This window comes from Streptomyces sp. DH12, from assembly GCF_020873895.1.
In the GTDB taxonomy this organism is placed as follows: domain Bacteria; phylum Actinomycetota; class Actinomycetes; order Streptomycetales; family Streptomycetaceae; genus Streptomyces.
Genome location: NZ_JAHWGT010000016.1, coordinates 84,304 through 103,757, shown reverse-complemented (window position 1 = coordinate 103,757; position 19,454 = coordinate 84,304). Strand labels below are relative to the sequence as shown.

The 19,454-nt window shown below is 71.1% G+C and carries 16 protein-coding genes and 3 pseudogenes; 10 read left to right on the top strand and 9 right to left on the bottom strand.

The genetic code is table 11. The features are described from left to right. Positions 1-103: 103 nt before the first annotated feature. The gene (locus LPA54_RS16935; protein WP_308112865.1) at positions 104-1,114 is read left to right on the top strand and encodes an NAD(P)H-dependent glycerol-3-phosphate dehydrogenase; all 1,011 of its coding nucleotides are present in this window, start codon (positions 104-106) and stop codon (positions 1,112-1,114) included. 276 nt (positions 1,115-1,390) lie between these two features. Next, positions 1,391-2,029, top strand: a complete 639-nt coding sequence (locus LPA54_RS16930) for a hypothetical protein (RefSeq protein ID WP_228978521.1) — start codon at positions 1,391-1,393, stop codon at positions 2,027-2,029. Between the two features lie 175 nt (positions 2,030-2,204). On the opposite strand, the gene LPA54_RS16925 is transcribed toward LPA54_RS16930, so the two are convergent. From LPA54_RS16925 to LPA54_RS42330, 6 genes and pseudogenes are all read right to left on the bottom strand, one after another. Next, the gene (locus LPA54_RS16925; protein WP_228978518.1) at positions 2,205-2,705 is read right to left on the bottom strand and encodes a hypothetical protein; all 501 of its coding nucleotides are present in this window, start codon (positions 2,703-2,705) and stop codon (positions 2,205-2,207) included. A gap of 510 nt (positions 2,706-3,215) precedes the next feature. Further along, entirely contained in the window at positions 3,216-3,605 is a 390-nt protein-coding gene (locus LPA54_RS16920) for a resolvase (protein WP_228978516.1), read from the bottom strand. 489 nt (positions 3,606-4,094) lie between these two features. Then, positions 4,095-4,586, bottom strand: a complete 492-nt coding sequence (locus tag LPA54_RS16915) for a hypothetical protein (protein ID WP_228978514.1) — start codon at positions 4,584-4,586, stop codon at positions 4,095-4,097. Between the two features lie 30 nt (positions 4,587-4,616). Beyond that, complete coding sequence (locus tag LPA54_RS16910; protein WP_228978513.1) at positions 4,617-9,104, bottom strand: RHS repeat-associated core domain-containing protein; 4,488 nt, start codon at positions 9,102-9,104, stop codon at positions 4,617-4,619. A gap of 402 nt (positions 9,105-9,506) precedes the next feature. Then, positions 9,507-9,804, bottom strand: a pseudogene (locus LPA54_RS16905) (restriction endonuclease); the annotation flags it as partial. A 270-nt stretch (positions 9,805-10,074) separates the two neighbouring features. Beyond that, a complete protein-coding gene (locus LPA54_RS42330) occupies positions 10,075-10,206 on the bottom strand; it encodes a hypothetical protein (protein WP_267487230.1) in 132 nt (43 codons plus the stop codon). Positions 10,207-10,308: 102 nt separating this feature from the next. Here LPA54_RS42330 and LPA54_RS16900 point away from each other — a divergent pair. After that, a pseudogene (locus LPA54_RS16900) lies at positions 10,309-11,117 on the top strand (IS5 family transposase). Positions 11,118-11,217: 100 nt separating this feature from the next. Here the strand turns inward: LPA54_RS16900 and LPA54_RS16895 are convergent. Then, positions 11,218-11,445 (bottom strand): hypothetical protein, encoded by a 228-nt coding sequence (locus tag LPA54_RS16895; RefSeq protein WP_306806504.1) that lies wholly within the window; start codon positions 11,443-11,445, stop codon positions 11,218-11,220. A gap of 68 nt (positions 11,446-11,513) precedes the next feature. On the opposite strand from LPA54_RS16895, the pseudogene LPA54_RS16890 reads away from it, so the two are divergent. Then, a pseudogene (locus tag LPA54_RS16890) lies at positions 11,514-11,773 on the top strand (NAD(P)H-dependent glycerol-3-phosphate dehydrogenase); the annotation flags it as partial. Positions 11,774-11,938: 165 nt separating this feature from the next. Here the strand turns inward: LPA54_RS16890 and LPA54_RS16885 are convergent. Then, complete coding sequence (locus LPA54_RS16885; protein ID WP_228978511.1) at positions 11,939-12,385, bottom strand: hypothetical protein; 447 nt, start codon at positions 12,383-12,385, stop codon at positions 11,939-11,941. Positions 12,386-12,549: 164 nt separating this feature from the next. Next, positions 12,550-13,347, bottom strand: a complete 798-nt coding sequence (locus tag LPA54_RS16880; RefSeq protein ID WP_228978509.1) for a hypothetical protein — start codon at positions 13,345-13,347, stop codon at positions 12,550-12,552. A 258-nt stretch (positions 13,348-13,605) separates the two neighbouring features. Here LPA54_RS16880 and LPA54_RS16875 point away from each other — a divergent pair, with 258 nt between their 5' ends. The 6 genes from LPA54_RS16875 (at position 13,606) to LPA54_RS16850 (ending at position 19,451) form a co-directional block, all read left to right on the top strand. Next, positions 13,606-13,767, top strand: coding sequence for a hypothetical protein (locus LPA54_RS16875; RefSeq protein WP_228978507.1), 162 nt, complete (start codon positions 13,606-13,608; stop codon positions 13,765-13,767). 105 nt (positions 13,768-13,872) lie between these two features. Continuing rightward, positions 13,873-15,567 (top strand): asparagine synthase-related protein, encoded by a 1,695-nt coding sequence (locus tag LPA54_RS16870; protein WP_228978505.1) that lies wholly within the window; start codon positions 13,873-13,875, stop codon positions 15,565-15,567. Beyond that, positions 15,561-15,857 carry a PqqD family protein gene (locus LPA54_RS16865; RefSeq protein WP_228978503.1) on the top strand — a complete coding sequence of 99 codons (297 nt, stop codon included), beginning with the start codon at positions 15,561-15,563 and terminating at the stop codon, positions 15,855-15,857. Before LPA54_RS16870 ends, LPA54_RS16865 begins: the two co-directional genes overlap by 7 nt. Continuing rightward, a complete protein-coding gene (locus LPA54_RS16860) occupies positions 15,842-16,270 on the top strand; it encodes a lasso peptide biosynthesis B2 protein (protein WP_228978501.1) in 429 nt (142 codons plus the stop codon). The genes LPA54_RS16865 and LPA54_RS16860 overlap by 16 nt, the downstream gene beginning before the upstream one ends. Positions 16,271-16,448: 178 nt before the next feature. Then, a complete protein-coding gene (locus tag LPA54_RS16855) occupies positions 16,449-18,332 on the top strand; it encodes an ATP-binding cassette domain-containing protein (RefSeq protein WP_228978499.1) in 1,884 nt (627 codons plus the stop codon). Positions 18,333-18,437: 105 nt separating this feature from the next. After that, positions 18,438-19,451 carry a protein-L-isoaspartate O-methyltransferase gene (locus LPA54_RS16850; RefSeq protein ID WP_228978497.1) on the top strand — a complete coding sequence of 338 codons (1,014 nt, stop codon included), beginning with the start codon at positions 18,438-18,440 and terminating at the stop codon, positions 19,449-19,451. Positions 19,452-19,454: the final 3 nt, after the last annotated feature.

Genomic DNA, 19,454 nt, shown 5'->3' with positions numbered 1-19,454 from the left:
TGCGGCGTCTGCCGACCGCCCCGACCGGGCCGGGCCCGGCCGCTACGATGTCCGCGCCGGGCGAGCCCGGCGCCCGGACCGCCGCCCTGAAGAGGACCTTCCCGTGACCCACGCTTCCGTCCGCGCGGCGGTGTTCTCGGCCGGGTCCTGGGGCACCGCGATGGCCAAGGTCCTCGCCGACGCCGGCACCACCGTCACCGTGCACGCCCGCCGCGCCGAGATCGCTGACGGCATCAACACCACCCGGCGCAACCCCGGCTACTTCCCGGACGTCGAACTGCCCGCCAACCTGACCGCGACGAGTGACCCGGCCGCCGCGCTCGCGGGCGCCGACTTCCTGGTGCTGTCGATCCCCGCCCAGTCCCTGCGCGCCAACCTCGCCGCGCGGACGCCGCACATCGCGCCCGGCACGGTGATCGTGTCGCTAATGAAGGGGATTGAGCAGGGCAGCGGGGAGCGGGCGAGCCAGGTCATCGCCGAGGTGACCGGCCTGCCCCAGGAGCGGGTCGCGGTGCTCTCCGGCCCGAACCTGGCCCGGGAGATCATGGCCGGTCAGCCCGCCGCCGCCACCGTCGCCTGCCCCGACGAAGACGCCGCCCGCCGCTTCCAGCAGGCCTGCCACACCCCCTACTTCCGCCCCTACACCTCCACCGACGTGACCGGCTGCGAGCTGGGCGGCGCGGTGAAGAACGTCATCGCCCTCGCCGTCGGCATCGCCTCCGGCATGGGGATGGGCGACAACGCCACGGCCATGCTCATCACCCGCGGGCTCGCCGAAGCCACCCGCCTGGCCGCCGCGATGGGCGCCGACCCCGCCACCCTCGCCGGCCTCGCCGGCGTGGGCGACCTGGTCGCCACCTGCTCCTCCCCCCTCTCCCGCAACCGCACCTTCGGCACCCACCTCGGCCGCGGCCTGACCGTCGCGGAGGCGACGGCCGCCACCCGGCAGACCACCGAAGGCGTCAAGTCCGCCGAAGCGATCCTGGCCCTGGCCCGCGCCCACGATGTCGAGATGCCGATCACCGAAGTGATCTCCGCCCTGCTGCATGAGAAGGTCACCCTCGATGAGGCCGCGGCCGCGCTGATGCAGCGGCCCCCCAAGCCCGAGCGCTGACCACCCACGGCCGAGCCTTCCCATCACGCCATCGAGCGATCCCGCCCCGACCCGCCTGATGGCGGCCGCCTACAGGCCCGCGCTCCTTCTCCCCACAGCCGCCCTCGCCCTGCGGCCCGGTCGCGCCGAGACCGTGCACCGCCCTCGCCACGCCGAGGCACCCCGGGCGCTGGCCAAGGGCGCGCCGACTCGACAGCGGGCTAGGGATCCACGCTGCGCCGACGCCACCTTCACCTGAAGCAAGGGGGGCCGGCCGGTGTCACTACTGTTTCCGTCATGCGCATGAAGATGACCGCGGTTGCCGGGCTCATTGGGCTGCTCCTCACCGGGTGCGGGACCGGAAAGAACGACGACTCCGCACCGAGGCCTGCCTTCTCGGAGCTGCCCCAGAAGGTCGTGAAGCCGGCCCCGGAACCAACGGTCAAACTGCGCCCGTCGCCACCTCCCGATGCCGCCTTCCACGAGACGGTCGCCTTCGGCTTGCGGGAGAAGGTGCTCGACATGGTCAACACGGAGGGGACGACGACGGCCCGGTGCCCTGCTTCCCTGCAACAGCAGAAGGGCGCTCAGGCCGTATGCGTGAGCACGTGGAAGGGCCTGAAGACCGAGTGGGACATCCTTGTGTACACGCTGCCGGACGCTCCGAAAGACCTGAAGTGGGGGGCTGAACCTCGCACGGCGATCCTCACGCGGGACGGCGCCGCCAATGCTGTCTACACCTACCTCGCGCCCGATCTCGTGCGTTGCAACAATATTCCCGAGGCGGTCGTCGTCCCCATCGAGCGGGAGTTGTCGAAGTACACCTGCCAGACCGTGACGGACGGCAGAGTAGGCATGCCCATCCCGGTGCGCGTCACCTTGAGCGGCCCGCGCTTCTACTGCCAGGTGCGCAGGGAGGCTCATGCATGCGGCTGAACGGACTGCGCCACGAAGCCGAGGCAACCGGGTGGCTTTGCCCTCTCCGGCCGTGCCCCTGGCTCTGTACGCGAGAATCGACAGCACTTCGTCACCAGTTCGGGCGTCACCAGGCCCCGATGGCCCAAGCCAAATGTTCACGAGAACGGACAGCACCGACGAGCGCTGATCTCGGTCAGTCCAGGTCGGCGGATGCCAGGGCCACCGCGAGCACCAAGAACGGGGCAGCAGCGAGGCACTGCTCGGCCATCAGGCTCGGGTCGGACGCCGTGCCCGCCTTGTTCAGCGTCAGCAGCGCGGCGCCGATGGTCGCGTCAACCGCCGCGTCCAGGATCTCGGCCGCGGTGAACTCGCCGCCGGCCACCAACTCGCGCACCAGGGCGACGGCCTGATGCGGATCGGCCCGCCATAGCTCAGCGACCTGGTCACCGGCGTCCGCCAAGTCGATAACCGCGCCCTGTTCTGCGGTCGGCAGCGGCACGGGCCAGGACACTCCAGGCTCCTCCACGATCTCCTGAGCCCGCGCCAGAGCCACCCTCGCGGCGCTCGTCCGCTGGGCCTGCTCCTGCTCCCGTGCGACGGCGGCCGACCACCGGGCTTCGTCCTCGGTCCGGGCCGCCTCCAGTCGTAGGGCGGCCGTGTGGCTGAGGTAGACAACCGGCAGGGGGTCCACCACGACCGCCTCCTGCCCGGGCGGGGCATCGGCGACGGGCTGGTACAACGCCTGCGCCGCCGAAGCGCAGGCTCCGACCGTTGCAGTCAGGGCAGCGATCAGTCGTGCGTGGCGGCGACGACGAGCGGGCAGGTCCAAGCGGTCCGATGTAGCGGTCACCCCTGCACTCTGCCGCGCGGCGACCCCTGGTGCTGTCCGCTTTCGTGAACATCGACCCAACCGGTCACCAGGTGCCTCCCGAAGTCATGACGAACCGACTTCACAACTCGTGAACAAAGCCATGCCCCGATCCCACTCCCCGATGGTACCTCCGGCCGGTGGCTACGCGAGGACGCGGGCCTGGGGACAGAACAGACGGTGGCCGGTCCCCGATGCCAGGACACCTTCTCCACGCGCACCCTCTGCCTACGACGGATAACCGCGCGCAGCCGCGACCCCAGCCATCCGGACCAGGTAACCAAGGACTTCACCGACGACCGTTGGCTCACCGCGAAGAAGCCAAGGATTACGGGCTCATCGACGACGTCCTCGACACCCTGCCTCATACGCTCGGATCCGCCAACGTTGTCTCCGATCCAGCATTGACAGGCAGAGGGAGAGGAGCCGGCGGTGCACGGCCGGGACCGCGGTGACGCGCAGGGTGTATCCCTGGCCGCGCCGTACGACCACCCCCTGGTCGAGCGCGGTCCGCTCAGCGGCCTCCAGGTCGGCGGCGCTTAGGAAGTCGGCGACCTTCCCGGGCATGTCGAGGGTGACCAGCAGCTCCAGGGCCGGGGCGTCCTCCTCGGTGGCGGCGCGGTCGGGCAAGAGGTCGGCGACAGCCGTGCGGATGGCGCCGCGGCTGACGCCGTGGTCGCGCGCAAGGGCGGCGATGGAGCGGCCCTCCAGGTACGCCGTGCGCACGGTGTCGGTCGACCAAGGACGTACAGAGCGCCACGGTCGCCGTCTTCGGCGCGGTCACGCAGCGCCGCCTCCATACCCCGCTCTCGAAGCGATCTGTTGAGTCTTCGACGTGCGTGGCTATCCGTGAGAGCGCGCTCCGTCAGTTCTGAGATCCGTTCCGCTCGGGCCAGCAGATCCATGTGCCACAGATGGTTGTCGTGCATGTCTGGATCGTCGGAGAAGCATTCGGCGTGGGCGCCTACCAGCGCGATCGCCACGTCCCAATCTTGAAGCTGTTCCGTCGCCCGAGCTCGCTCCAACCAGTCCACAAGACGAGTATCGCCTGCGACCCCACCGGACAGCGCCTTTCGAAGTAACCGCTGATGAGCGCCCTTCAAGACAAGACACGGTCAAATGCTTACGAACCATCCACTCAGGGCCTACGACGGGGGGGGCAGGGCTGTTTGGTGCTGCGGCAAACGTAGGCAACCGGCGGAGGCGGCAACGGATTCATGCGCTGAGGTGGAGACGCTCGTCGTAGTAGTGCTCGTCGCCGACGAGGACCGAGGTGGCGTGGACGGGCAGGCCAGCCGGTGTGCGGGGGACCTCCTGGGAGGTCTGGCGGGTGAAGCCGAGGGAGACCCCGGGGATGAATGGGTACTCGGGCTCGCTTTGGTCCACGGTCCAGCCGCGTTCACGCGCGGCGCGGAAGAGGTTCTCGGCGGGTGTCGTGAAGACGTCGTCGCCGTGGAGGAGGACACGGACGTCGGTGCTGCGGCCTTCGCCGGGCCACCACAGTTCGACTGCGGTCACGGCCTCGCCGGAGTCTTCCAGCAGGATGGTGACACCGATCTCGCGGCACTTCGTGTGGATGGTTGCGTCATCGTCGTCGTGCTCCACCTTGGGCGTCCCCCAAGGGGTGACCGCGGCGACGGCTTCCGCGAGCGTCATTCCGATGAGTACGGGGCCGACACCGTGGGGCGGGTCCAGAACGAGGTCCATGGGTGGCTGTGCCTTTCCTTGGTCGGTGTGTCACTTCAGGATGTCGTAGTCGATGGTCCAGCCCTTTTTCTCCAGCAACTTCTGGAACTTCCTGTTGCTCTTCAGGCTGTCGATCATGTCCTTGATGTGCTGGTCGTACTTGGTGCCGAATTTCTTCCGCGTCTCGTCGATGTCCATCATCATCGCCTTGTCCCAGCGGCCGGCGTCAATCAGGGCGCGCTGCTGGGCGCGCCAGCGGATGGACTTGTTGCTGGAGCCCGTGCTGGTCATCGCGCGGTGGTCGTCGTACTCCATGCGGATGGCCGGTCCCATCCCGGCGCCGCCGCCGTCCTTGTTGGTCTTGAAGCCCGGCTGGTCCAGATGGGCGTAGGCGTTCTTGGCGGGGATGTGGTTGATCTCCATGTCGACGTCGGTGCGGCGGGAGCCGTCGGCCTTCTTGAGGTTGGCGGGCGTCAGCCCGCTGTACCAGCCGCCGTTCTCGGTGCAGCCCCTGGCAATCAGTCCCTCGGGGTCCATCCACATGTGGGGGTTGATGACGTAGGCCGCCGGGTTGGGGGCGGCGTCCAGGCCGAGGGGGTCGGGGCTGATGTATCGGCCGGCCGTGGGGTCGTAGTAGCGGAAGCAGTTGTAGTACAGGCCGCTTTCCGCGTCGTCGTACTGGCCCGGGAATCTCAGCGGTGTGTAGGCCAGGGCGGTGCGGTTCCAGGACGTGGTGCCCCACACGGTCGTGCGGCTCTGCCAGGCGATCGTGCCGTCCTCGTCGACCAGCTCGGTGGGCGCACCGATCAGGTCGGTGACGATGGCGAAGAACCGGGAGTCGACGTCGGCGTCTGTCGGCGGCTGCAGGCCGGTGCGGCGCTCCAGCTGGCTGAGCGGGGTGCGTCCGTCGTACTCCCAGGTGAGGGTGGTGTGGTGGGCGGTGTCGGTCTGTTCGACGAGGGTCGTGCCGTCCCAGGCGAAGTGGACGGAGTGCGCAACGGTGCCGTCGTGGGCCAGGCCGTGCTTGGCGATCCTCCGCCCCAGCGGGTCGTAGTCGTAGCGCCAGAGCGTCCCGTCGGGGGTGCGGCAGGTGATCAGCCGGTCCTCGGCGTCCCAGGTGTACTGCCAGACGTCGGGCTTGCGTGACAGCCTGGTCTTGTGCCGGGTGACGATGCGACCGGCAGCGTCATAGGTACACCGGACGGCCCCGGCGGTCAGCAGCCGGGTGCCCTCGTAAGTGCGTGGCCCGCTCTCGTCTGCGCGCCGGGCCTGTTCGGGCCAGGAGCCTGCGGTCTGGTTGCCGGCGCGATCGTAGGCGTAGGTCTCCGACCAGTCCTCCGCGGTCACGCGCAAGGGCCGGCCGACCGGGTCGAGGTCGAAGTGTTTGACGGTGCCGGCCACCTCGTCAGTGATCTTCGTGAGGAAACCGTCCGCCCGATAGTCGTACGAACGGGCCCGCAGCGCATGGTCACCGAACGCCACGGTGTGGGAGGCAAGGCGTCCCGCTTGGTCCCAGTCGGAGGTGAGGACCAACGGGGTGGGGCCGGCCCCGACGGTGCGGGTGCGTTCACGGCCTCGAGGGTCACGGGTGAAGGCCAGCGGGTGACCGCCGGAGTTCAGCGTCACGCGGTGCCCGACCACGTCGTAGCCGAAGTCCGAGACGACCCCAGTGGGGGTGGTGCGGCGGACGGTCCGCCCCGCGGCGTCGTACGCGAAGCGCATGGTGCGCCCGTCGACCGTCTCGGCGACCACGCGTCCATTGACGTCGCGTTCCCACCTCACCGTGGAGGTGGGCGAGGTGGCCGCGACAAGGTCGCCGGCCGCGTCGTAGGTGTAATGGGTGACCTGCCCGGCGGCGTCCTTGCACACGACGCGATCTCCGGCGTCGTAAGTCAGGCTGATGCGCTCGCCGAGCGGCGTCGTCCTAGTGATCAGCCGGCCGGCGGCGTCATAGGTGTAGGTGAGGGTGCGGCCGTCGAAGTCCCTCTCGCCGATAAGGCGGCCCGCCGCGTCGTAGCTGTAGGTCCACACAAGTCCCTGGGGGTTGCGGACCTCGGTCAGCCGCAGCTCGGTGTCGTAGCGGAACTCGTAGCGAGCCCCGTCCGCGCCGGTACGCGCGGAGAGCAAGGCGAAGTGGGTGTACTCGAAACGCGTCGTGTCGCCCCGAGGGTCGGTGCGGGCCAGGCAGTTCCCTTCGTCGTCCCAGGCCCACGACTCCTCGGTGCCGTCGGGGCGCACACAGCGGGCAAGCCACCCCTGCTTGGTCCACTCCATCCGGGTGACGGCTCCGGCCGGGTCGGTGACGCGCACCGGCCGGCCGAAGGCGTCACGCTCGACGCGGTACTGGTGGCCCAGCGGGTCGGTAAGGGTGAGGGGAACTCCCGCGCGGTCATAACCGAGGCGCTCGCTCACCCCGGTCGGATCCCTCTGCTCGACGACCTCGCCGTGCGCACCGACCCGGTAGCTCGAGCTGCTGCCGTCGGGCGCCGTCACAGACAGCCGGTTGCCGCGCTCGTCGTAGCTCTGCTGCCACGTGGTGCCGTCCGGGGCGGTCGACTGCACGGGCAGGTTGAGGTCGTTGTACTCCAGGGTCGACGTGGCGCCGTCCGGCTGGCGGAGGACCGTGAGATTGCCGCGCTCGTCCCAGGTGAACTCTGCGGTGCTGCCCAGCGCGTCGGTACGCGACAGGAGGTTGTCGTACCGGTCCCACTGGCGCAGCACCGTGTTCCCCAGGGGATCAGTCTCCGCGATCACCTGCCCGAGCTCGTTCAACCGCGTCATCGTCACCGCGCCGGTGGAGTCGGTGAAGGTGGTGACCCGGTTCTCCGTGTCGTAGGTGAACGACGACGACAAAGCCCCGTCCGGCCCGATCGTCTGCACGACACGGCCGGCGGCATCGTAGACGTACCGGTAAGTGTGCCCGTTGCGGTCCGTCCACGAGGTAATCCGATGATCACCGTCATAGGAGAACCGCATCGCGGGGCCGTCGAAGTTGCTGATGGCCTCCAGATTCCCCTGCCCGTCGTAGCTGAAGGCCGCCACCTTCGCCGGCCCCTCCGGGGTGAGCACCTCCAGCCCGATCACGCGGCCGCGGACGGCATCCGTGAACACCGCCACCCGGTAGCCGCCCTCGTGGACCACCATCGTCGCCACGCCGTCGTCATCCCGGCCGATACGCACGGCGTTGCCGTTGCGGTCCTCGATCTCCGTCAGCCAGTACTGCCCGCCCGCCTTGTACGGGCTGCCGGTGAAACGACGCGTCAATCCCGAATGCGGATCGGTGACCGCGTACGTCACCTCACCGAGAACACTGCGCGCATCGAAACGCAGAGGGACCCGGTCCCCTTCGACCGCCCACACCCCCTGGCCGTCATCCCCCGGCAGCCGGGGGTAGACCAACACCGAGCCGTCCTCCCGCGCCCACGCCACGCCCGCACCGCACGGTTCAAGGCGCTCATCCAAGGTGCAGGCCCAGCTGGGCCCGAAGCTGTGGCCGTAGCGGTAACTGGATATGTGCGTGCGCTGCAGCAGCACCGGCAGGATGCCAGGCAGGGCGAGGTCGGTCTGGGCGAGGACCATCTCGCCCGTCGCGACGTCCACCGGGTCCGTCTTGCACCGCCGGATCAGCAGCGACATCGCGAGCTCGCGCGCCCGCTCCCGGGCCCTGCCCAGCACCGTCGGCCGTGTACGCCCGCTACCGGCGCCGCCCCTTCCAGAGCCGTCCTTACCGCTCCTGCTCTCCCCCGCGGTGATCTTCTTGATGCGGTCATGGACGTCGAGGTCACTGTTCCGGTGCGCCTTCGAACTGCGGGACAGCGCGTTGGGAAGCGTCTTGCCAACGTGCTCACCAATGTCGTCCAGCGCCTTCGTCAGCTTCCGCATCACGCCGTCGACCGTCTTGTCCAACACGGCCGTCAAAGCATCCCTGCCCTTGACACGACCGTGGAAGCCTTTCGCCTTCCCCAGCTTCGAACCGGTCTTGTCGCGCATGGCAACCTGCACCCCGGTGAGATGCGTCCCGGCGCGCTCGTGAGCAGCGTGGTCAATCTTCGGGCCGCCACCGCCACCCGTACCAGCCCCGGCGCCGCCTGCGGAAGCAAGCTGCATACCATCCTTCGCCGCCTGCGCCGTCTGCCCGGTGTCATACCCGTCCTGGACGCCGGTGGCATTCAGCGCGGTCTGGATGGCCAGGTCGGCCACGACGTTCTCCAGCGCAGCGACGGCTGGTTCGGTGAGCGTGGCGACGATCTCCGCGACTGCCGCGTCGGCCATCTCCTTGAGGATCCTCTTGAACGCGATCCGCGTAGCGGCGATCTTCGCCCCGCCGATCAGCGCCGACAACCCACCCGTGACCGGCGCCAAGGCCAGGGTGATCCCAACAGTGGCGGCCAGATCCGCCAGCTCGCCGACCGCGGCGATCTTCCGTGCGACGATGATGTCCGCAACCCGGTCCAGCGCCCCCGCGATCGTACGAGCCGCCTTCCCCAAGTCCTTGTGCTTGCCCTGCACCTTCTTCCAGTGCGCGTCCAGCGCCGTCAACGACTCGCTGCCCCCGGTCGCCAGCAGCGCCTGGACGTACCCGTGAGCCGTACTGGCGTCACCGTCCGCGTCATCCGCGAACTCCCGCAACGTGTCGGCCATGTCCCGGTACGCGTCCTCGTCGATGTTGGGCCACCCCACACCGACGACGTCGAGCATCGTGTCGACGCCCTCAGGAATCGTGTAACCCACGACGCAACAACCCCCCGGTACAGCTACGAGCAAGCAAGATCAACCAGCATGCCATGAGACGTCGCCGGCTCCCCAGGCAGCTCTCGGGGTCGACAGCGGAGCCGGCCTATGAATCGTTAGGAACAAGGGTCCGGTCGTGGACGAACCTCTTGCTGCTCTTCGGTTCGCCACCCTCGCTGTGACCTGATCGTCGACATGCCCGCGCGGTGTTCAGGACAGTGAGGTCGGTTTGCGGGGTGACGGGACGGTCTCGGAGCAGCTCCCACAGCGGGCGTGAGTCGGCCGCCCAGGCTCCCAGGGTGTGGCGGTCGACGACGTGGAGGCGCTGCTGCCGGGCGAAGACGACGGCCGGGGCGGTCACTCGGCCGTTGGTCACGAGGACCGCGACGTCGGCGCCGTGGACGTGGCGGGCAGTGCCGTTGAGGACTTGGAGGTCCGGTGTGCCGACCGCGGAGCCGGCGAGGCCGTCGCGCCTGTGTTTGCACTGGATCACCCAACGACGTCCGTAGGCGCCGCAGCCGGAGAAAGACGATGACTCTATCTGGCCGCCATCGCGCTGCCGGGACAGGCGCCCGCAGCCGTGTGCTGAAGTGCACTGCGAGCTGGCGGTTCCCGCAGTCGAGTACTTCTGGCGTGCTCCCCGGACGCCGGAATCGGCGGCGACCGTGGCGGACGGGTCTCAGCGCGCGGGCGAAGAACTCCGTGTCCCGCGGGCTTGCGCCGGGCCAGCCACCCTCGATGAAGCCCACGCCGAAGTCGTTCAGGTGCCGGGCGATGGTCAGCTGCAGCCCCTACGGCAGCTGTCGCTCGATCCATTGGTCATCATGATGCGGCGGCGGGTGAAGAAGTCCAGGAGGCGGTGGAATCGGCTGTTGCCGTCCGTCGGGCGGTGGTGGTGGTTACGCTGCATGGAGGCGCTCGCCTTTCGTCGAGGTGGGTGCTGGTTGGTGGGGCCCGGCGGGGCTGGCGGCCTAGGGGGTGTCTTTCCGATCATCGGATCGTTGGTGCGGTCGTGAGGGACGGGGAGATTTCTGACGCCGCCTGGGCGGTGATCGAACCGCTGCTGCCGCCCGTGGGCCGGGCTCGTGGCCGGTGGCGGGATCACCGCCAGGTGCTCGAGGGCATCGTGTTCAAGTTCCGCGCCGGCCTGCCCTGGAGGGACTTGCCCGAGCAGTTCGGCCCCTGGCAGACCGTCCACGGACGGTTCGCCCGCTGGGCCGCCGACGGCACCTTCGACCGTCTCCTGACCGCTGCCCAGAGCCGGGCCGATATCGACTGGCTGGTCGCGATCGATTCCACGATCGTGCGGGCCCACCAGCACGCGGCTGCCAAAGGGGGCTCGAAGAACGCGGCCTCGGACGCTCCCGGGGCGGACTGACCAGCAAGACTTCGCCTGCGACGGACAGGGCAGACCGCTCGCCTTCACCCTCACCGGCGGGAACGTGAACGACCGCACCCAGGCCGAAGCCGTCATCGGCAAGATCCTCGTCCCCGGGCCCGGTCCGGGCAGACCCTGGACCCGGCCCGCCCACGTCGTCGCGGACAAGGGCTACTCGGCCCGCACCTTCCGGGTCTACCTCCGCCGCCGCGGCATCAAAGCCACCGTCCCCGAGCGCCTCGATCAGCTCGCGGGACGGCGACGGCGCCGGTAGGCGGCCCTGCGCCTTCGACAGGGCCGCCTACCGACGCCGCAACGTCGTGGAACGCTGCTTCCACCGCCTCAAGCAATGGCAGGGCATCGCCACCCGTTACGACAAACGCCCCGACCGCTACCTCGCCGCCAGCACCCTAACCAGCACCCTCATCTGGCTCGACACATGATCGACAAGACGTGCCCTAGGTCGTGCTCCGCTTCCGTCCACACGGACTGGCCATCCTCGGTGTCTGGTCCAAGGTCGACACCGACGGCAGCGTGTCGTGGTCAGGCAGAGGGGCGCCGCCTGGTGCCGCCGCCGCTGCCGTTGAGCGGGATCAGGCTGCCCAGGTGAGCACCCTTGACCCAGGAGCCCAGCAGGTCGCGGTGCAGGGCCACGATGTCCTGGCGCAACGCCAGGCCCAGCGCGTCCCTCGTGAACGCGCGGCAAGAGGTGACAAACAGGGCGACGTCCGCGCCGTGCTCGAGACGGCCGGTGCCGACGAACTTCTGCATGTCCTGCGAGGACACGCTCCGATGCGCCGCGTACTTCTTGCACTGACGAAGACGCCGCCCGCCGCTTCGCCACCTGCTCCTCCCCCTCTCCCGCAACCGCACCTTCGGCACCCAGCTCGGCCAGGGAACGAGCGTCCAGGAGGCGACGGCCGCCACCCGGCAGACCACCGAAGGCGTCAAGTCCGCCGAAGCGATCCTGGCCCTGGCCCGCGCCCACGGCGTCGAGATGCCGATCACCGAAGTGATCTCCGCCCTACTGCACGAGGAGGTCACTCTCGACCAGGCGGCGGCCGCGCTGATGCAGCGGCCCCCCAAGCCCGAGCGCTGACCCCCCGCGGCGGCGCCCGGCCGACTCGGGGCCGGCCCACCTCACCCTTCACCCTCCCGCCACGGAGGTCCCCTCGCCATGCCCGCATCCGCGCCGTCCGCCGTCCAGGACGCGGCCACCGCCGCCCAGGTGGCCTGGATGACCACGCGGACGTACGGCTCCCGGTCACCGGCTGTGCGGCTGGACGGCGGCGCGGATGCGTTCCCGGCTGGCGACGGTGCTCCCACCGAGCGGAGCGGACTTCAGCTCCGTGTGGAGTTCCATCAGTCGGTCGCCCACCCGTGTCGAGTTGACCGCACCCATGAGGGTAAGAGCTTGGCTCGTCGCGGCGTCCGCAGCCTCGGGCTGGCCGGCGCGTACGTAGGCGCGGGCGAGGGCGATGTGGTCGAAGGCGCGGCTGCGGACGCGTTCGGCGGGCCGGTGGGCGGTTCCCTGGCTGATGAGGGTGACGGCGCGCTCGGCGCGCTGGGGGACGTGTTCGGCGGCGATGAACTCGCACACTCCGGCAGTCACCTGGTACTCGGCGGTGTCGAACCAGGCGGCCCAGCTCGGAGTGGCATCGCCCGCGTCGTTCGACAGGGCGGTCTCGGCGGTTGCCGTGGCGCGCTCCATGTCGCCGACGTTGCCCAGGACGGCGTGGCAGCGTGCTTCGAGGGAGCACAGCAGGGCCCGGAGGCGGCCCGGCGGGAGCTTGCGGGTGCCGTACTGGGCGGCTTGGACCAGTTCGAGGGCGTCGTCGGCGTGGCCGAGGTGGTTGGCCTGGCGGGCGAGGCAGTTCAGCAGGTGCCCGCCGACCCGGCGCCGTGGGGTCCGGCTTGCTTGGCGGCTTGCAGGCCGAGGAGGAGGTAGTGCTGGGCGTCTTGGTGGACGCCGGCGTCGTGGGTCATCCAGCCGGCGACGCTGGCGAGCTCGGCGACGGCAGCGAACAGGGCCCGGCCGGTTTCCTCGGTGTAGGTGCGCGTGCGGGTGAGGTGGGTGACGTGCTGGAGCTGGCCGACGACGGCGAGGCGGGACAGGGCGCCGCCGTGCTCGTTGTCCAGGTGGCGGAAGGCGCTGGTGGTGGCCTGGATGCGTTCGACGTCCGACATGCCCAGCCGCTGGCCTGCCTCGGTCGGCTTGGGCAGGGGTGCGCCGTCGGGCAGGTGCAGCCAGGGCTGGACCGCGCTCACCAGGTCGGTGCCGTGCAGCAGGCGGGTATGGGAGGGGGTGTGTTCATCGGTCACGGCATCGCTCCGAGTGGTGTCGAGAATGGCGGCGACGACCGCACGCGCTGACCACCCTTCCCCTGCCCGGCGCGGCCCGCTGTCGGAGAATCCCAGGTCAGCGGGGGTGAGCTGGTGCGGCTGGTGGCACAACCGGCTCAACGCCAGCGCCAGGTACTCGGGCACGGGCGGCCTGGGCTGCTCGCCCTTGTTGATCCACCGCGAGACGCGGGAGCTGTCGGTTTGGATGTCGTGCCGTCCTCGGTCGGCCGCGACCTCGTTGATCTCCTTGGCGATGCGGTTGTAGCTCGCACCGGAGCGGCGCACCCAGTGCGCGAGGGAGTCGTTGGGGCGTCCTGCCGGTTGCGACACCGTGTTCCCCCTGGTCAGAGGTGGCGTGTGGTGCTTGCGGTGATGGCCGTGCGCTGGGCTTCAGGATACGCGCCGGGTGCCAACTCTTGGCTGGTCAGGCGTAGTTCGCAGCGATTCGCAGCAGCGCCGCAGGGCGAGGGCCGTCGGCCAGGCGCAGGCAAGCGCAGTGCCATCGCCGTGGCAACGCAGCGGACCCGAGCGGTGAACTGGGTGCAGCCCGGCCGACACGGCGCCGGGATTCGAGACGGAGGAACGGACATGGTCATCAACGCCACCCCGGTCAACGACAAGGCCGCCGAGCAGGACACGCGGGCGGTCGCCGGCTTCGTGCCGCAGATCGCCGTCCACGAGGTCGACGTCCTGACGCTCGGCCGGCTGAACGCCAACGACGCCGACAAGTCGAACTACTTCGAGGGTTGATCTTCGGCTTCCAGCACGAACGGGGCCCGGCGTCCGGCGGCATGTCCGCGCGGGGCGCCGGGCCCCGGTCCGTCCAGTACGTCAGCGCAAATGGGGAGGCACAGCATGGAGCAGCAGGCCACCGTCGACCAGGAGCTGGTGAAGACGCGCGGCGAACCGACCCGGACGGTGTTCGACGGGCCCTGCCGTCTGACCGTTGCGGGCGACTGCGGCGCCGGCCGGGAGGAACTGATGCGGGCGCTGGGCGCGGTCGCCGCCCACCAGTGGGCCGCCCTCACGCGCTGGCCCGGCTCGTACTGGGTGAGCGCGCACGCCGCGGACGGCACTCGGTTCGTCGCCGGGGACCTCGCCGGCACCCGCCCCGTCTACTACACCCGCCACGAGCACGGCCCCGTCTGGGACGTGCACCTGGGCGACCTGGCCGAGCAGACCAAGGCTCCCATGGATCTGGAGTTTCTGGTCGCGCGGCTGGCCTGCGGCCCGCAGCACTGGCCCGACCGCACTCCCTACCGCGGCATCAACCTGGTGCCCGGTGGCTACGGACTGGTCATCAGCCGCAGCGAGACCAGCTTGGTCGACGTCTGCGACGTCCGGCCGGTCGAGGACCTGTGCAGCGGCGCCGAGGCGTTCGGGCGGGCGCTCACCCGGGCCGTGCAGCGGCCGGTGTGCATCGCGGGGGTGGAGGTGGGCGCGGATCTGTCCGGCGGCCTGGACTCGGGGACCGCGGTCCTCCTCGCGGCCGCTGCCGGCCCGGTCCGCGCCGTGACCTACACCGACGGGCAGACCAGCGGCGAGGACACCGCCTACGCCCTGCGCATCGCCGAGCACGCCAGGATCCCGCACGAGATCGCGGCCGGCGGCGACGCGCATCTGCCCTTCCGCCTCGACGGCACGCCGGACACCGATGAGCCGGCCGCCGACGTCGTGAACTGGCACATGGACCGCCTCTACCTCGGCCCGGTCGCGGGAAGGCCGCTGCACCTGACCGGGCACGGCGGGGACGTGGTGCTGGACGCGAGCAGCGCCGCCTGGGTCGGCATGATCCAGCGCGGCGAGGAACGCGCCGCCAAGCGCCACGCCGCGGCCTGGGCGCGGCTGCGCGGCATCGCGCCGGGCCCGTACTGGAAGGCGCTGCGCCGCAGCGCGGCGCTCGGGCCACACGGCGCGCTGCTGAGCGCAGCCGACCGACTGAAGAGCGGCGCGCTGCCCGCCGAGGGCCCGCCGGGGTGGACGTGGTGCCGCCTGGGCTCGGCGGCGTCCTGGCTGACCCCCTACGCCCGCACCCGCGCGGCGGCCATGCTGAGGCGGGCCGCCGAGGAGGGTCCCGCGCAGTTCGCGGACGAGGCGGAGCAGTGGGCGGCGCTGCGGGCCACCGGGGAGGAGGCCCGCACCGCCCGGTCCCTGTACGCGGCGCTCGACGTGCGTCCGCTCTATCCCTACCTCGACAACGAGGTCGTTCGGGCCGCGTTCGCCGTGCCGGCCTCCGCGCGCCGCGGCGTGGTCACCTACAAGCCGCTGCTGGCCGCCGCGCTGCCGGCCCTGCCCGAGTGGTTGACGGCTCGCCGGTCGAAGGGCAGCTTCACCGCCCAGCGCATCGCCGGTCTGGCCCGCCACCAGTTCGCACTGGCCCGGCTCATCCAGGACAGCCCCCTGGTCAGCGAGGGCCTGATCGACCCGGTCGCGGCCCGGCGCACGCTGCTGGAGGCGGCGCGGGGGCAGGGCGCGGCCCCGATCGCCTCCCTGCACCAGCTGATCGCCACCTGCCAGTGGCTCACCGGAAGGCGGGGGGCGGGGTGCTGACCGCGGCCCCGGGCGTGCACTACGCCATCACACCGGAAGGCGCCGCCGTCCTGGACACCACGGCCGGACGGTGGCTCATGCTGGATCCCGCCGCCGCCACGGTGTGGCGGGAGGCCGTCACCATCGGGTCCGTCGCCGGGCTCGCCGACCGGATCGCGATCCCGGCCGGGCTCGACCCCGCGACCGTGCGGGCGGCTGTCGACGACTGCGTGGCCTCACTCCTGGAGCGCGGCGTGCTCGCGGACACCGGCCGCCCCCCGGCACCGTCGCGAAGGTGGTGGAAGCGGTGACCGTCGTCGCCCCCGGCGCCCGCCCCACCGCGCCGCTGCGCCTGCGCCTGGTCGCGGCCGTCGCCCTGCCCCTGTCGCTCGCCCTGTCCAAGGCACCCCTGCGCTGGCGTATCGCCGCCGTCCGCCAGGTGCGCCACCTCCCTTACGCGACACCGGAGCGGCTCGACGCCCTCTACACCGCGGCCACGGCCGTGGTGCCGTGGTGGTGGCCGGGCCGGGTGGCCTGCATGGAGATCAGCCTCGCCACGGTCATCGCCGCCGCCCTGACCGGCCGGCGGGCCCGCTGGGTGCTCGGCGCACGGTTCCGGCCGGACGCCGCACACGCCTGGGCCGAAGTGCCCGGCGGGGCCGCAGGGCGGGACATCGGGGACGCTGTCGACCGGCCGTGGACCGCCGTGATGCACGTCCCCTGACCGTCTGCGGCAGCAGACCGCGACCCGGGCGCGACCCTCCCCTCGCCCCGGGTCGCAGCCACGAACAGGTGGATCAGTGGACGCAGGTTGACGCTCGGTGTCTTCGAGCTGCGAGTACACCCGGCAGCGCTGGAAATACGCGTTGCCTCAGCGTCGACAGGGGTCGCTTCATAGGCGCGTGACCACTCCCAGCACCGCTCTGCCCGCGGCCCCCGCCGGGCAGGCCCCGCACATGCGCCTGGCTTCCGACCGGCACTACACGGCCGCCACCGCCCTCAACACGACCACCATCGCCCGCCGCCTGCCCCGCACCCTGCGCCAAGCCGCCGGCCTGGCCTGGCGCGCCGACCGGCCCGCCGTCGTGCTCCTGCTGGCCGGGCAGGTCACCGGCGCCATGCTCACGGCGCTCGCCCTGGCCACCACCGCGCACGTCCTCGGCGCGCTGCTGGGCGCCGACAACCTGCTCCAGGGCCTGCGCCACCACACCCCTGCCCTGCTTCTGCTGGCCGGGGCGAGCGCGGGCCGGTACCTCGCCGACGCCTTCGCCCGCGCGGCCGCCGCCCGCCTGGCACCGAAGGTCGTCCGCGAGGCCGACCTGAAGGTGATCACCGCGGCGACCTCCGCGGAACTCGTCGCCTACGAGGACCCCGACTTCGACAACGCCTACGCCGCCGCCGGCGACGGCGCCGACAAGACCCGCGACCTCGTCCTCGACGCGCAAACTCTCACCGCCGCCCTCGCCCAACTCGTCGCCGCGGCCGCCGTCGCCTCCGTCCTCCACCCCGCCCTCGTGCCGCTGCTGCTCCTGGCCGTGACCCCGTGTGCCTGGGGAGCCGTGCGCGCCGCGCGCATCGAGCACGCCGCCCACCACCGCAACCTCTCCGACAGCCGCCTGCGCGCCGTCTTTCGCAACTACTCCACCGAGCGCTCCACCGCCGACGAGGTCCGCGCCAACACGATGGCCGGCTTCCTCATCCGCCAGTACCGCCTCGTCTCCGGCCGCCTGGAAGCAGAACAGCTCACCGCCACCCGCCGCGCCCTGATCGTCCAGGGACTCGGCGACACCCTGTCCGCCTGCGGGATGCTCCTGACCTGGGCCGCGCTCGTCGCCCTGGTGGCCACCGGCCGGATGGACCTCGCGCTCGCCGCGACCGCCGTCCTGGCCGTACGCACCTGCGCCACCGCCCTGTCGGCCCTGGTGCGGGCAGGAGCGCGCCTGTTCCGCACCTCGCTGTCACTGGACGACTGGGCGCGCTTCCTCACCCTCGCCGGACAGTGGACCGGCCGGCGCGGCGCCCAGCAGATCACCGCCGCCCCCAACGTCATCACCGCCCGCTCGGTGTCCTTCACCTACCCCGGCGCCGACGCCCCCTCGCTCACCGACATCGACCTCACCATCCGACGAGGCGAGGTCATCGCCCTGGTGGGAGAGAACGGCTCGGGCAAGACCACCCTGTCCAAACTCCTCACCGGACTCTTCCTTCCCACCACCGGCACCGTCACCTGGGACGGCCACGACCTCTCCCAGACCGACATCGACACCGTCCTGCGCAAGATCGCCATCGTCCCGCAGGACTACACGCGCTGGCCGCTCGCCGTCCGCGAGAACATCACCCTCGGCCAGCCCCGCCCCGAAGGCGACACCGCCGTCCACGCCGCCGCCGAAGCCGCCGGCGCCGACACCGTCATCGCCCACCTCCCCCACGGCCTCGACACCTCCCTCGCACGCTCCTGGTGGGGCGGCCACGACATCTCCGGCGGCCAGTGGCAGCGCCTGGCCGTCGCCCGCGCCTTCCACCGCGACGCCCCCGTCCTCATCCTCGACGAGCCCACCGCCGCCCTCGACGCCCGCGCCGAACACCGCATCTTCACCCGCCTACGCGAACTCGCCGACGGCCGCACCACCATCTTCACCACCCACCGCCTGATCAACACCAAGCTCGCCGACCGCATCTACGTCCTCGACCAAGGCCGTATCACCCAGACCGGCACCTTCGAACAGCTCGCCACCGAAGGCGCGGGCCTCTTCCACGAGATGCTCAAACTCCAGGAAGAACGGTGAGGACGCCAGACCCCCGGCCTGCGCCCACGGCCGAGCGTGTGTCCTGCACCCGGCCGACGCAGTTGTCGCATTCGAGTGCCACCGCACCCCTCGAAGGAGTGAGTCGTGCCCCCGGTTGCTGCCGTCGCCCAGTCCGTCCCCGAGCGCCACTACACCCACCACGAAGGCCGGGGCGCGACCCCGCACCGCTCCAACCCGCTGGTCATTCACCGTGAGATCACCACGCTCGACGTGCGCCAGGGGATGAACGTCATCGAGTTCGGCACCGGCTCGGGGTACTCCGGCGCCCTGCTCGCTGAACTGGTCGGCCCCGCCGGGCACGTCACCAGTCTGGACATCGACGCCTATCTGGCGCGCTGGGCGGGCCTGATCCACCAGGAGCGCGGTGTGCATCGCATCCGCTGCCACGTCGCCGACGGCACCGCCGGCTTCCCCGCGCGGGCCCCCTACGACCGGATGGTGGCCTGGTGCACCCCGCCCCTGCTCCCGCAGGTGTGGGTGGACCAGGTCGCCGACGGCGGGCTGATCGTCGCCCCGTTGCCGATCGCATCGGTGCCGAACATGACCGTCGTCGCCAAGGTCCGCGTCCGCGACGGACGGCCGACGGTGGCGCAGGTGTTCACCGGCGGGTACATCGAGGCCACCACCTCCCCCAAGACCGACCTCGACCTGCCCGGCCGGTGGGTGGACTGGGAGAACCGCGTACCCACCCCGTCGTGGATCTCCATCGCCTGGCGGGACGCGGACGACCACGGCAACACCGGCGCCCGCACCGCCCTGGGCCAGCTGCTGAGCAAGGACGCGTACGCCGAGCCGTACGAGGGCGCGGAGCTCGACTGGCCGTCGTGGCGGACCTTCGCCGCCGCCCAGGCCGACCAGCAGCTCACCGCGGCCGGGCTGAGGCCCGACCTGTGGGCGATCGGCCACTCCACTCCCGCCACGGCCGCCGTCATCCAGCAGGACGGCACCCTCCTCGCCGACCACCCTGACTCGCCCTCCCTCACCGTCCTGCGCGGCTGGCTCGCCACCTGGGAAGCCGCCGGGCGCCCCGCCCCCGAGACCTACACCCCCGCCCTCGACCGCACGGACCGCGGCTGGGCCCTGCGGCTGAACAGGTGACCG